This is a genomic window from Dokdonia sp. Asnod2-E02 (genome assembly GCF_045063915.1).
GTDB lineage: Bacteria > Bacteroidota > Bacteroidia > Flavobacteriales > Flavobacteriaceae > Dokdonia.
Window position 1 is genome coordinate 1,616,744 of record NZ_JBEFNX010000005.1, and the last position, 13,701, is coordinate 1,630,444.

The 13,701-nt window shown below is 39.0% G+C and carries 13 protein-coding genes; 7 read left to right on the plus strand and 6 right to left on the minus strand.

Going from position 1 to position 13,701, the window contains the following annotated elements; translation table 11 throughout:
• Positions 1-351: a hypothetical protein gene (locus ACJJVM_RS07310; protein WP_298349963.1), complete on the minus strand. Its 351-nt coding sequence runs from the start codon at positions 349-351 to the stop codon at positions 1-3.
• A 1-nt stretch (position 352) separates the two neighbouring features.
• On the minus strand, positions 353-1,423 hold the full coding sequence (locus ACJJVM_RS07315; RefSeq protein WP_298349961.1) for an isoaspartyl peptidase/L-asparaginase family protein: 1,071 nt from the start codon (positions 1,421-1,423) through the stop codon (positions 353-355).
• A 202-nt stretch (positions 1,424-1,625) separates the two neighbouring features.
• Here ACJJVM_RS07315 and ACJJVM_RS07320 point away from each other — a divergent pair, with 202 nt between their 5' ends.
• The 6 genes from ACJJVM_RS07320 to ACJJVM_RS07345 all read left to right on the plus strand — a co-directional run bounded on the left by ACJJVM_RS07320 (position 1,626) and on the right by ACJJVM_RS07345 (position 7,732).
• Entirely contained in the window at positions 1,626-2,123 is a 498-nt protein-coding gene (locus ACJJVM_RS07320) for a CAP domain-containing protein (protein WP_298349959.1), read from the plus strand.
• Between the two features lie 126 nt (positions 2,124-2,249).
• Entirely contained in the window at positions 2,250-2,786 is a 537-nt protein-coding gene (locus ACJJVM_RS07325; RefSeq protein ID WP_405211246.1) for a 3-hydroxyanthranilate 3,4-dioxygenase, read from the plus strand.
• 185 nt (positions 2,787-2,971) lie between these two features.
• Entirely contained in the window at positions 2,972-4,525 is a 1,554-nt protein-coding gene (locus ACJJVM_RS07330; protein WP_299149217.1) for an aldehyde dehydrogenase family protein, read from the plus strand.
• Positions 4,526-4,647: 122 nt separating this feature from the next.
• The gene (locus ACJJVM_RS07335) at positions 4,648-5,811 is read left to right on the plus strand and encodes a nitrate/nitrite transporter (protein ID WP_405211247.1); all 1,164 of its coding nucleotides are present in this window, start codon (positions 4,648-4,650) and stop codon (positions 5,809-5,811) included.
• A gap of 289 nt (positions 5,812-6,100) precedes the next feature.
• Positions 6,101-7,051, plus strand: a complete 951-nt coding sequence (locus ACJJVM_RS07340) for an OmpA family protein (protein WP_405211248.1) — start codon at positions 6,101-6,103, stop codon at positions 7,049-7,051.
• An 18-nt stretch (positions 7,052-7,069) separates the two neighbouring features.
• Positions 7,070-7,732 carry a hypothetical protein gene (locus ACJJVM_RS07345; protein WP_405211249.1) on the plus strand — a complete coding sequence of 221 codons (663 nt, stop codon included), beginning with the start codon at positions 7,070-7,072 and terminating at the stop codon, positions 7,730-7,732.
• 112 nt (positions 7,733-7,844) lie between these two features.
• On the opposite strand, the gene ACJJVM_RS07350 is transcribed toward ACJJVM_RS07345, so the two are convergent.
• The 4 genes from ACJJVM_RS07350 to ACJJVM_RS07365 form a co-directional block, all read right to left on the minus strand.
• Positions 7,845-9,272: an FG-GAP-like repeat-containing protein gene (locus ACJJVM_RS07350; protein WP_405211250.1), complete on the minus strand. Its 1,428-nt coding sequence runs from the start codon at positions 9,270-9,272 to the stop codon at positions 7,845-7,847.
• 234 nt (positions 9,273-9,506) lie between these two features.
• Positions 9,507-9,923, minus strand: coding sequence for an OsmC family protein (locus ACJJVM_RS07355; RefSeq protein ID WP_405211251.1), 417 nt, complete (start codon positions 9,921-9,923; stop codon positions 9,507-9,509).
• 97 nt (positions 9,924-10,020) lie between these two features.
• The gene (locus ACJJVM_RS07360; RefSeq protein ID WP_405211252.1) at positions 10,021-11,121 is read right to left on the minus strand and encodes a DNA helicase PriA; all 1,101 of its coding nucleotides are present in this window, start codon (positions 11,119-11,121) and stop codon (positions 10,021-10,023) included.
• Between the two features lie 61 nt (positions 11,122-11,182).
• A complete protein-coding gene (locus ACJJVM_RS07365; RefSeq protein WP_298349943.1) occupies positions 11,183-12,322 on the minus strand; it encodes an SPFH domain-containing protein in 1,140 nt (379 codons plus the stop codon).
• A gap of 484 nt (positions 12,323-12,806) precedes the next feature.
• On the opposite strand from ACJJVM_RS07365, the gene ACJJVM_RS07370 reads away from it, so the two are divergent.
• Positions 12,807-13,682: a flavin reductase family protein gene (locus ACJJVM_RS07370; protein ID WP_405211253.1), complete on the plus strand. Its 876-nt coding sequence runs from the start codon at positions 12,807-12,809 to the stop codon at positions 13,680-13,682.
• Positions 13,683-13,701: the final 19 nt, after the last annotated feature.

The following is a 13,701-nucleotide window of genomic DNA, read 5'->3' on the forward strand; positions in this document are numbered from 1 at the left end:
TTAATTCTTTCTTTTTACGAGTGCATAAAAGTCGCCATCTAGCGGTAAATATCCCTGGTCATATATAAAGTAGTATACAGTACCTGCTTTAGTCGTGTAGATACTTGTAAAATAATTAAAGTCAAAACCCGCTGCGTTTAGTTTTGCCTTAGTGGTTTTTGTCTTTTCCTCAGGGTTGAGTTTTTCTAGTATACGATAGTTTTTGCGCAACCGGTTATTTATGTTGCGCATCATATTTTTTGAGTCCTTATTCTGGCTGTTGTTACGAGCGTTGCGACAAGAAGAACTACAATACTTCTTATCTGCTCTACCTATAATTTTATCTCCACATTCTGGACACGTTCTATCCATACTAGTTGTTCTTATAAATTTTTATATCTATCTCTCCTGCGGCATTCATATGTGCACGGTACATACCTGCTGTATTAAACTCCATTGCCACATTGCCGTCTCGATCTATAGAGACAATTCCTCCCGTACCGCCTAGATCTGTGAGCTTTTTCTGGATTACCTCTTCTGCCGCTTCTTGTAATGTAACTTCCTTATACTCCATAATAGCAGCAATATCGTGTGCTACCATACCACGCATAAAGAACTCTCCCCATCCAGTACTACTTACCGCACAACTTGCATTATTTGCATATGTACCTGCTCCTATAATAGGTGCATCTCCTATGCGGTTATACCTTTTATTAGTCATTCCTCCTGTAGAGGTACCTGCTGCGAGATTACCATACTTATCTAGTGCTGCACAACCTACAGTTCCATATTTACTATCCTTTATAAAAGGATCCATATAAGTCACCTTTTTATCTAGATCGTGATCGAGTTGCGTTTTTTCTTTATCTATTATTTTTTGAAGCGATTTATACCTTCTCTCTGTATAAAAATAAGAAGGGTCTACTATCTCAAGTCCTTGCTCTGCTGCAAACTGCTCTGCTCCTTTTGCACTAAGCATCACGTGCTCAGACTTGTTCATTACTGCTACCGCAAGGTCAATGGGGTTTTTTACAGTAGTCACACCAGAGATGGCTCCCGCATTAAGGGTATTACCATCCATAACGCTAGCATCTAGCTCATTTGTACCATCGTGTGTAAATACAGCACCCTTTCCTGCGTTAAAAAGTGGGCTATCTTCCATAATATTAATAGCTGCCGTCACCGCCTCCATACTCGTGCCTCCATCTGAGAGCACCTTATGACCAGCTCTTGTGGCTTCATCAAGTTTTGCTCGATATGCACTTTCAAGAGAGTCTGTCATATTTTTTTTAAGAATAGTACCCGCACCTCCGTGTATAACAAGACCAAACTTTTGATCTGCAGGTATAGATGATGCACTAATCTTATCTTCTTTTTCTTTAACAGGCATATCGCAAGAACATACAATTAAAGACAACATAACAAGCGTAACTAACTTTTTCATAAGGTTTTACTTAAAATATATAGGTCTAATATAAGGAGAAAGAAGCATTTGAACGTACCAAAAGCGAACAATACAGATACTTCCTACTTGTAAAATTTTAAAAAAACTACATTTTTTGTGTATTTCATCGATTAAATACACAAAGTGTACGATTAAGTGCAAAAAGTTATTATCTTGCAGTCATAAATCATAACCCCAAATTATGAAACTGATTAACCAAAGTCTCTGCTTTATTGCAGCTATGCTACTTATCTGCTCTTGCAGTACCGATCCAATTAATGAGTCAGAAGAACTCACAACAAACCTTGAAGCACCAATCGAGGTTGAAAACGACACCGAACTAGCGCTCGAAGTGCTAGCTGTCTTAAATGCACATAGGGCAACATTAGGCCTTAGTGAGTTGCAATGGCACAACTACTCTGAAGATCTTGCTTTAGGTCACTCTAACTATATGGTTATACAGAGCGAGCCTAGCCACGATAATTTTTATGCACGTTCGGCGAGTTTACAAAATAACGGTGCACATATAGTAAGTGAGAATGTCGCTTATGGATATATGGATGCAGAGTCTGTTGTACAAGGTTGGTTAGGAAGTCCATCACACAAACAAGCACTAGAAGGTGACTACACACATACAGGTATAGGTATCGTAAAAAATGAAATGGGTGTACCTTATTACACACAACTATTCTTTAGATAACCAAACAATCCCCAAATCTGTTTTGATTATCATCCCCACCTGCTATAGTAGGTGGGGATGTTTTTTTTACGCTTTCGCGAAAGCGTACTACTTTTTGTACTTTTATAGTAAATAAATAAGAAACATATGGCCATAGCACCTCCCTTTAATTTAAATAAATGGATAGAAGAAAATAGAGATCTTCTTAAACCACCCGTAGGTAATAAAAATCTTTACAAAGATGCTGGTGACTACATTGTTATGATTGTAGGTGGACCAAATGCCAGAAAAGACTATCATTATAATGAGACCGAAGAACTTTTTTTTCAACTAGAAGGACACATTGAGGTACACGTACAAGACGAAGGTGTAAAGCGCACGATGAAACTAGGTCCGGGTGATATGTACTTACACCCAGCCGGGGTACCGCACTCGCCAGTGCGCCACGACAACTCAATAGGACTCGTAGTAGAACGTAAAAGACTAGACCTAGAAGGAACAGATGGTCTTTTATGGTACTGTGATAATTGTAATAACAAACTACACGAGGTATACTTTAAACTTCACGATGTAGAAAAAGACTTCCAGTCACATTTTAAGGACTTCTATAATAGTGAAGAGCTTAGAACGTGCAACAACTGCGGTACGGCGATGGAAGTAGATGAACGTTTTACAGCAGATTGATAAAAAAACAGAATAATTTTTAGGGTGTATTTAATTATACACCCTTTTTTATGGAAACCTTTGAATTATTCTTAGATTTGACTCACATAGACTTCTCATATATGTTTGAGAAGTATAAATAGAAATTAACCCTTGAGTAAGGCAACTTTACTGGTTTTCTTATCTCAGTTATTCATAAAAAAACGATGAGCACAGTAGCAAAAGATTTTGGAATGGACGAAGCGATGAAAATCCTCGGACTTTCTGCCATAAACGAAGGAACCTCAACGGGTCAAAAAAACTTTGGTAACGGTGAGATTATTGAATCACACTCACCAGTAGATGGTCAACTTATAGGTAAAGTAAAAACCACTACAAAAGAAGATTATGAGACCGTAATGAGTGCAGCTACAGCGGCGTTTAAAGATTTTAGAACAATGCCCGCTCCTGCTCGTGGAGAACTTGTACGTCAGTTTGGTAACAAGCTACGTGAGGTAAAAGAACCATTAGGAAAACTTGTTTCTTATGAGATGGGTAAATCATATCAAGAAGGTCTAGGTGAAGTACAAGAGATGATAGACATCTGTGACTTTGCGGTGGGGCTATCACGCCAGTTACACGGTCTTACAATGCACTCAGAAAGACCAGGTCACAGAATGTATGAGCAATACCACCCACTAGGTGTGGTAGGTATTATATCTGCCTTTAACTTTCCTGTAGCAGTATGGGCTTGGAACACGGCTCTTGCTTGGGTATGTGGTGATGTATGTGTATGGAAACCATCAGAAAAAACACCGCTTTGTGGTGTTGCTTGTCAAAACATTATCGCAGAGGTGCTCAAGGCAAATGATATGCCAGAAGGTATCTCTTGTCTTATAAATGGAGATTACAAAGTAGGAGAAATGATGACTACAGATAAGCGTGTACCTCTAGTATCTGCTACTGGATCTACACGTATGGGTAAGATTGTATCTGCTACTGTAGGAGAGCGTCTTGGTACATCGCTACTTGAACTAGGAGGTAACAATGCTATCATTGTGACACCAGACGCAGATATTAAGATGACCGTTATAGGTGCCGTTTTTGGAGCGGTAGGTACTGCAGGACAAAGATGTACATCTACACGTCGTCTTATCATACACGAGAGTGTGTATGATACGGTAAAAGATGCTATTGTAAAAGCATATGGGCAACTACGCATAGGTAACCCACTAGATGAAAACAACCACGTAGGGCCACTTATAGATACAGATGCTGTTGCAAATTATAATAACGCCCTAGAGCGTGTGGTAGCAGAAGGTGGTAACATCATTGTAGAAGGTGGTGTTCTTACAGGTGAAGGTTATGAGAGCGGTTGCTATGTAAAACCAGCAATAGCAGAGGCTAGTAATGAGTATGAGATTGTACAGCACGAGACATTTGCTCCTGTTTTATACTTATTAAAATATACTGGAGACGTTATAGATGCACTAGAGTTACAAAATGGTGTAGCACAAGGTCTATCTTCTGCAATTATGACTAATAACTTACGTGAGGCAGAGCGTTTCTTAAGCGCGGCAGGATCAGACTGTGGTATTGCAAATGTAAATATAGGTACTTCTGGTGCAGAGATAGGTGGAGCCTTTGGAGGTGAGAAAGATACAGGTGGAGGACGCGAGTCTGGATCTGATGCTTGGAAAGTATATATGAGAAGACAAACTAACACAATAAACTATACCACAGAGCTTCCGCTTGCACAGGGTATCAAGTTTGATTTATAGATTATACTCTTTATAATTATTAAAAACCGTTTCTTTTATAGGAGCGGTTTTTTTATGCTTTCGCGAAAGCGTCACCCGCACAAAAAAGCTATCTTTCTACCACATTAATTACGAGATCACATTTGAAGCCGGCACGACATATTTTACCTACCATTGTTTTTGCACAATTTTGTGGGACGTCATTATGGTTTTCTGGTAATGCGGTGATGCCTGGGCTCATAAGTGATTTTTATCTTAATCAAAATGCCGTAGCACATCTTACAACTGCTGTACAGCTAGGGTTTATAGTAGGTACGCTTCTATTTGCCATTTTTGCCATTGCAGACAGATTCTCTCCTTCTAGAGTATTTCTAGTTTGTGCGACCACGGGCGCTTTATTTAACCTTGCTATGATTTGGCAAGGTAACACGCTCTCTACACTGCTCTTATTTCGATTTCTCACCGGTTTTTTTCTAGCCGGAATATATCCTGTAGGGATGAAAATAGCAGCAGATTATTTTGACAAAGGACTGGGTCGCTCGCTGGGATATCTAGTAGGTGCTCTTGTGCTAGGTACCGCTTTTCCTCACCTGCTGGGCGATGTGCTATCTAGCATCTCTTGGCAAACCGTGATGATTATTACCTCTTGTACTGCAGTATTTGGCGGGGTTTTATTACAATTACTGGTGCCAGACGGACCATACAGAAAGGCCGGAAGCGCCTTAAGCTTTAAACAGCTAAAAGATATATTTAAAGATCCTAATTTTAATAAGGCCGCACTAGGATATATAGGTCATATGTGGGAATTATACACCTTCTGGACCCTGGTTCCTGCCATTCTCATCATCTATCTAAAACAACATCCAGAAACGAGCTTATCTGTAAGCTTGTATTCATTTATAATTATAGGTGCCGGCTCCATTGCTTGTATAGCTGGTGGATATCTATCACAAAAAGTAGGAGTTCAAAAAATGGCAAAACTCTTTTTACTCTTGTCTGGTATGTGCTGCCTTATAGCGCCGTTGTTATTAAGCACGTCATATTACCCAGTTGTCATTGCGTTTCTCATTTTTTGGGGTATGGTCGTCATTGCAGACTCGCCGCTTTTTTCTACACTCGTAGCCCAGCGAGCAGCCCCATCTGTAAAAGGTACCGCTTTAACAATGGTAAATTGTATAGGGTTTGCTATTACCATCATAAGTATACAGACACTTGTGTTATTACAGACCTTTATACCTCTTATGTATGTCTTACCACTTCTCGCTATAGGTCCCGTTTTTGGGCTTCTAGCTATGAGAAGTAGATAATTCTTTCTTTTTACGCTTTCGCGAAAGCGTAATCTCATTCCACCGTAATTTTACTAAGATAAGGGCTTGCCACTTACAGCCTATGACGTTATATTTTTGTAAACATTTGAAAATCAGCAAAACACACTAAACAATGTGTTTTACAAGGATTGAACTCCTAAAAATGCTCGACAAACCCATTAAAATCGTCGAGGAAATACATAAATCTCTAACAATCAATGCATAAAATGCTGTTATGTTAAAATTTTAACTAACTTTAAGTCACACGAACCATTTAAACCTAACCAATATGAGTAAGAAATCAGGATACCTACTTGGTATGCTACTTACGATTATCATTTGTATGATTTTGGCTTGGATTTTTTGTTGTGGAGCCGGCGCAAGCGCTGCTTCTACTACAGATAAGCAAGAAACAACAGTAGATGATCAAAACGCAGTAGCTGCTGCCACAGCGGCCACCTCAATGGGCTTCAATTTAAGAGGCACAGACGGAAACTTTGCTTTTACAAGCAACGACAATTTTAATTTTAATAGTTCAGACTTTGCCATCATTACTCCTGTAACAGGAGATGTAAACAATGGTATTGCAAAGCTTAAAGGCTATTTTGATGCAGAAGGTAATGACAATAAAATGGTCAATATTACAGGCTATTATGACAGTGATGAAGTAAACAACTCGGCTTATGCAAACCTAGGTCTTGCACGTGCCACTGCTGTAAAAAATTACTTTGTAGATCAAGGTATCTCTTCAAGTCGCATTAACACCTATGGTGAGTTACGCGAAGAATTAGTTCCAGATGGAGATATTTATAGAGGACCTGTTTCATACAATCTCTACGCACAAGCCGCCGAAGATGAGGCCAAAGCGCAAGAAGACCTTGCAAATATGGCTGAAGCTATTAAGGCAGACCCGCTAGTAATTTATTTTGACTACTCAGAGGCTTCTGTAAACCTCAACGCGCAACAGCGTAAAAAACTAGGAGACATTACACGTTATCTTGATAAGGTAGAAGGATCTAGCATTACGGTAGAAGGGCACACAGACAGTCAAGGTAGTATGGCTACAAATGATAGACTAGGACTTGAGCGTGCAGAATTTGGTAAGCAATACCTTCAAAACAATGGGATTGCAGGCACAAAAATCAAAACTGTTTCAAAGGGAGAACGTAACCCTATTGCAACAAATGATACAGAAGAAGGTCGCGCTCAAAACAGACGCGCCGTAATAACTATAAACTAACTCATAAAAAATATACATATGGATTTTTCAATTATAGATTGCTGGATCTGGCCACTTATAGCCGGAGTAGTATGCGGACTACTAGGTTACTATTTACGTAAATGGACTAGTAATGAAAATGAACAACAAACTACTATTAACACGCACGATTACAAGGCAGATCTTGAGGCGTGTAGAAAGAAAACAGCTTCACTAGAAGCAGACCTTGAGGCGTGTAGAACAAAGCTTAAGGCTACACCTCCACCAGCGGCTCCAGCAGCAGCCAGTACCACTGCAAGTATGGCAAGCTCATTTGCAGCTGGTGCAGCGACAAGCGAGACCGTTATTGCAAATACAAATACGAGTGCACCATCACCGTCTATAGGTATCATAGGTGTACCATTTGATGCAGCAGCGGCAAAAGGTGTGTATGGTAAGAAAAGAATAAAAGAAGATGATCTTACTATTGTAGAAGGAATAGGTCCAAAAATATCTGAGCTCTTTCACAATCACGATATCAAAACGTGGGCAGCACTTGCAAGCACTTCTGTAGAGAAGTGTCAAGAGGTTCTTAACTCTGGTGGTAAACGCTTTGAAATACATCGTCCAGGCACCTGGCCTATGCAAGCCGAAATGGCCGCTCTAGGAAAGTGGGCAGAGCTTAAAAAATGGCAAGACGAGCACGATTACGGTAAAGCTTAATTATAATAGACAAAGCTTTTTATAAAACCACTACTAAAAGAGCCACTTCATTACTGAAGTGGCTCTTTTTATGTTACAATGTCAAATTTTAAATTACGCGAAAAAATAAAATTTACTCTATAATAATTTTTGAAACATATTGCTCACCATCAATTGTCATAGCTTTTATAAGGTAAATACCAGAGGCTAGATTTACATTCAAAAACTTATCATTGACTTCATTATCTCGAAGCATAAGCTTTCCAGAAATTTCAAAGATTTCAATCTGTCCTACAGGTTTGTCTATATTAATTGTAAATCGCCCATTGCTTGGGTTTGGATAAACAGATAACGCATTACTTTCGACATTAGTGACCCCTAGCATTTCCTGATTTATGTAAAGCCTTGAGCTTTCTATATCTTCACTTGATTTCCCCGTAATTGCTATATCTTGTGTTCCATCACCATTTACATCTGCAAAATCTAAAGAACCCTCTCTTACTGCTAGTATATTAGAATCTACAAACGGCGCATAAACCCCTAGACCATCATTAAGGTAAAAACTATAAATAATTGCATCATCTTCGTCAACTCCAGATATAAAGATATCTAGATCTTGATCGTTATCAATATCTTCAAAAACAACATTTCCTCTACCTACATTTATAAATGATTGAGTAGAGGCAGTGTATTCACCCATCCCATTATTTATATATAAGGTAGTAGATGGCTCCTGCAAGCCATTTACTAATGATAAACCAGATATGATAATATCAAAGTCATTATCACTATCAATGTCTGCTACTGCCACAGAAGAGGATATAGATCCTGTTAGAGAATTTGAAGACTCAATAAAGGTGCCATCTCCATTATTAAGATATAACTCAGACACTCTATTATTACTATTTCCGCTTCCTGTAATGAGTACATCATTATCTGTATCATTATCTGCATCAAAAATGGCAATATCACCTAAAAAAACATCTTCAAAAATAGTTGAGACTTCTGTAAATGTAGCGTTTCCAGTATTCAAATAAACATTGGTTTGGGCTTCTGAACCAGTAAAACCTATTAATACAACATCTAAAAGACCGTCGTTATTTAAATCTCCTAACTCAACTTTAGAACCTGCGACAGATTCAAATTGTACTTGACTTTGAACAGTAAAAACTCCACTCCCATCATTGAGATATAACTCTGTTCTTCTTGTCATATTTGTATTTCTTCCCGTAACAATTAAATCTAGATCATTGTCATTATCAATATCACCAAAAGATAGGTCGCCAGATGACAGCCCTTCTATATTTGACCCCTGGTCTAAGGAGTAATTTCCTTCTCCATCATTAATATAGAGATTTGCGACGTTTATAAAGTCTACATTTCTACCCATTATGAGTAAGTCTACGTCTGAGTCATTATCAACATCTGCAAACTCTAAGGATGAAAGGGTAAAGTTTTCAAAATCTGCCTGTGACACATCTGCTAGCTCATAGACATCTTGTGCAAGTAAATTCATAGCAGTTACAAGCATTAATAGTAAAGTAATTCGTTTTTTGATCATTCTATTTAATTATGTGATTAGTATGTTCAAAACTAACAATCTTGTGAGTTGTTTCAAACACTATGTAGTAGCATTATTTTTTTTAAATAACTGCCAAATAATACCTTGGGGTTTTCTTAAAAGCGAATGTAGACTGCTATTTTATAATGGAAGGAATACATACTCAAACAACCACCATAAAAAAAGCCCTCAAAACCTTAGGTTTTGAGGGCTTTTACATTTATAAAATATTTGTTACTCTAGTGTTGCATCTAGGGTAATCTCGGCTTTCATAAGCTTAGATAACGGGCACACTTCTTTTGCCTTAGTTGCTATTTTTTCAAATTCTTCGGTTGAGATATTTGGAACCTTACCTTTTGTGGTGAGGTGAATTTTTGTAATCTCCCCATCTTCAAAAGTTACTTCTGCACTTGTATCTAGAGCATCTGCCACGTAGTCTTCTTCATTGAGTAAAAAACTAAGTTGCATTGTATAACATCCAGAATGTGCTGCTCCTATAAGTTCCTCTGGATTTGTACCCACTCCGTCTTCAAATCGAGTCCCAAAGGCATATTGTGCTTTATCTAGTACCGTACTTTCGGTAGAGATTGTTCCTTTTCCTTCTTTTCCGCTTCCTTCCCAGTGTGCGCTTGCGCTTCTTGTAAATTTCATTGTCCTTTTTTATTTAAAGATATAAGTATTCCGCTTTCGCGAAAGCGGCATTAACACCTTATAACATTGCGTTTAACAAAGATTTACAACACAAAAACTATCCCGCTCCCTGAGCAAAAACCACAATCATACCTATAATAATAAGTGCAGCAAGTATGGCAAAAAATATTTTCCAGAACGAATAAGGTCTTTTACCAGAAAGCGCGCCTGTCTCACCGTTTACAAAGAAGTTATACTCCTTACCATTGTAACGATATGAGCTCACATAAACGGGTAATAAAATGTGCTTAAAGGTTTCCTCTGCCAGCTTCATATTTATAGAAGTTACTCGCTGCGTGTCGCCTCCTATATCTCCAGCAGCCCAGCTTGTGGCGATTTGCTTTGCCGTCTCACGTGACTTGGTATGACCATCTTTAAGAGGAATAGTATACTTTTCTGTCACAAAACCAGATAAAAATCCGCTATTGAAGGGTTGTAGCTTTTTAAGATCCCAGCGTGCAATTTTAGAGGGAACTCTACCAGCGCGTTGTTTTGATGCTTTTATGAGCGTGTCATCTACAAATCCAGACACGTGACCAGAGGCGGGATACCATCTTGTTTTACGCACCTGCCTGCTCTTTCTATTACCATCACTATCGCGATAGGTTTGTGTCTCATAATAATACTCACCACGCTGTCCCGTATAGTTTGCAGCAAGCTGTGCATCAAAGGTCCAATAAGGCAAGTACAGCCCCTTTGTAAACTGAGGATCTAGTGAGGCTTTCTTAAGTTTATTAGGCGCCCACCAGAGACCGTTTACCCACTTTTTAAAAATAGTAAAAGAGGCACTCTGATCTATCTGAAATGGCAATACAGCTCCTGGTAATATCCAGTCTTCCTTGCGGGCATCTTCAAGTATGAGTGGCATACTGCAATACACGCAGTGTAGGGATTTATAGTTTTCTTCTACGTGCTGGTTTGCTCCACAGTTTTTGCAATGCAACATAGAGATCTCTTCGCTGTTTTTTTGATCACCCATACTTTCTAGGTATGGATACAGCTCTAGCTCTTCAAACTTGCTCGTGGCTAGTGATATCTCTTCTTTATGACCGCAATACTCACAAGTGATGGCTGTGGTACCTGGCTTATACTTGAGCTCTGCCCCGCAATTTATGCAGGCCTTTTTGAGTTCGGTTTTATGTATGGGGTTTTCTTCCATATAGGCATAGAGTAATTACGCTTTCGCGAAAGCGCACATAGGCTATTACATTGTAAAATTTTTAAACCGGCAGTGGCGGCGGTGTGTTACCTCCTAAAAACGACTTAAGCTCCTCTACCTCCTGCAATGCTGTCCATCCAGCCATACCTTGCTTCCATACAAGGCTCTCTTTATTGATAGTGCGGTTTGCAAATAAAGCCTTGAGCTGATCTATACCTACGGGTCCTTGTTGTGCACCGTTTACTGCATAAAAATATTGTACTGCTGCTGGCATAGGTGGCGGCATCATTCCACCTTGATTCATTTGTGGTTGTGCTTGTTGTTGTCCTCCCATTTGTGGAGACATCATTCCTCCCATTTGTTGTGCGAGTACAAAGCCCATTCCCATTCCCATTCCTGCACCTGCTGTACCGCCTTCATTTGCTGCTGCAGCTTCTATAGCTTTGGCAGTTTTGAACTTAGTAAGTTTATCTAGGTCTATTTTATCCAAACGGCTATATTCAAATATTTCTTTCTTGAGGTCTTCTGGCATCGATACATTCTCGATGTAAAACTTCTCAAGAGAAATACCCACAGACATAAACTCTGGCTTCATCACCTCTTGGCACGTCTCAGAAAGCTCTGAAGTATTTGCCGCATAGAGCTCTATAGGGAGATTTGCTTCTCCTACCGTATCTGTAAATCTAGTAGCAATGAGACTTTTAAGATGCTCATTAATTTCAAAATTTGTAAAGTTATTATCTGTCCCTACGATGTCTACAATAAACTTCCCAGCATCTGCAATTTTAAAGGCATAAGTTCCAAAAGCGCGAATCTCAACTAGTCCAAAACGGTCATCACTTAATGTTATAGGGTTTTTAGTCCCCCACTTCTCATCTGTAAATAAGTGTGTGTTTACAAAATAAACTTCTGCTTTAAATGGAGAGTTAAAGCCATATTTCCACCCTTTTAGGGTTGAAAGAATGGGTAAGTTTTGCGTTGTAAGGTCATATGTACCTGGTGTAAAAACATCTGCAAGTTGGCCCTCGTTTACAAATACAGCTGTCTGTCCTTCACGTACAATGAGCTTTGCACCGTTTTTAATCTCGTTTTGATAACGTTCAAAACGGTGTGCAATCGTGTCATCTGTGTAGTCTAGCCACTCTACAATATCTATAAACTCGTTGCTGAGCTTCTCTTTAATCTTGCTAAAAATATCCATAGGTTGTGTTGTTTTAACTATTGGTGGCTTGAAGATACAAAATGTTACAAAAAACCGGCTATTGTTCCCCCAAACAATAGCCGGTTTTAAAGTGCCTAAGCAAAGGCTAATTCAAACTTAAGATTTTTTGATTTTCTAATTCTGATACTCATAGGAGCTACCATCTGGAAACTCAATAGAAAAAAATGACACGTCAAATTCTTCATCTTGGCATATTTGCTCTAGAAGTCCCCATTCTTCTGTTTGCGATTTCATAATTGTTTTTATTTAATGATTACTACAGCACAAATATGCAACCATAAACAGATTAGTATGTAGCTATAATGGCGCATATTACTTAGGGTTTTTACCCCTAATCCTACGGGTGCATTATTCGCCACTTATGATTAGTTCGTATCTATTGTTTTGTGTTAAGCTTTCGCGAAAGCGTAATAGACCCTATAAGATTTGGTATTTTTGAACCTTACATTTTAAAAGAAATTATATGCTTACTATAGATCCAAAAGATATTCCTGTTTCTGAGTTATTTGGTCACCTTACAGGGACCGTGGGGCCACGTCCCATAGCATTTGCAAGTACTATAGATAAGGATGGTAAAGTAAATCTGGCTCCTTTTAGTTTTTTTAATGTCTTTGGGGCAAATCCTCCCATACTTGTGTACTCTCCTTCTCGTAGTGGGAGAGATAATACCACAAAAAATACGCTAGATAACGTGCTAGAGGTTGCAGAGTGTACGGTAAATATGGTAAACTATGCAATGGTACAGCAAATGTCGCTCGCAAGTACAGCTTATGCAAAGGGCGTAAATGAATTTGTAAAAGCTGGTCTTACAGAGCTTGCCTCAGAAACGGTAACACCTCCTCGCGTGGCAGAATCTCCAGTGCAGTTTGAGTGTAAGGTAATCGAGGTAAAAGCGCTGGGTGATCAAGGTGGTGCCGGTAACCTCGTGATATGCGAGATTCTTAAAATGCATATAGATAAAACCATTCTTACAGACGCTGGTGCCATAGACCCACTTAAAATAGATCAAGTATCACGTATGGGCGCAAACTGGTATAGCCGTGCAAAAGAAGGGCTTTTTGAAGTGCCAAAACCTATTGCAAAAACAGGAATAGGCGTAGATCAAATTCCAGAAAACATACGCCTGAGCGACATACTTACTGGTAATGACCTCGGGATGCTGGGTAATGTAGAGCAACTCCCTACCCAGGCACAAATAGACACATTTATAGCAAGTGATGCACATATAAAGGAACTAGTAAAAACAGGCGATGACCTTGTGATACACAAAAAAGCGCAAGAATTATTGGCTCAAAAAAATGTGAATAACGCGTGGAAGATTCTACTCGCAAAACGTTAGAATTTTCATAGATTTACAC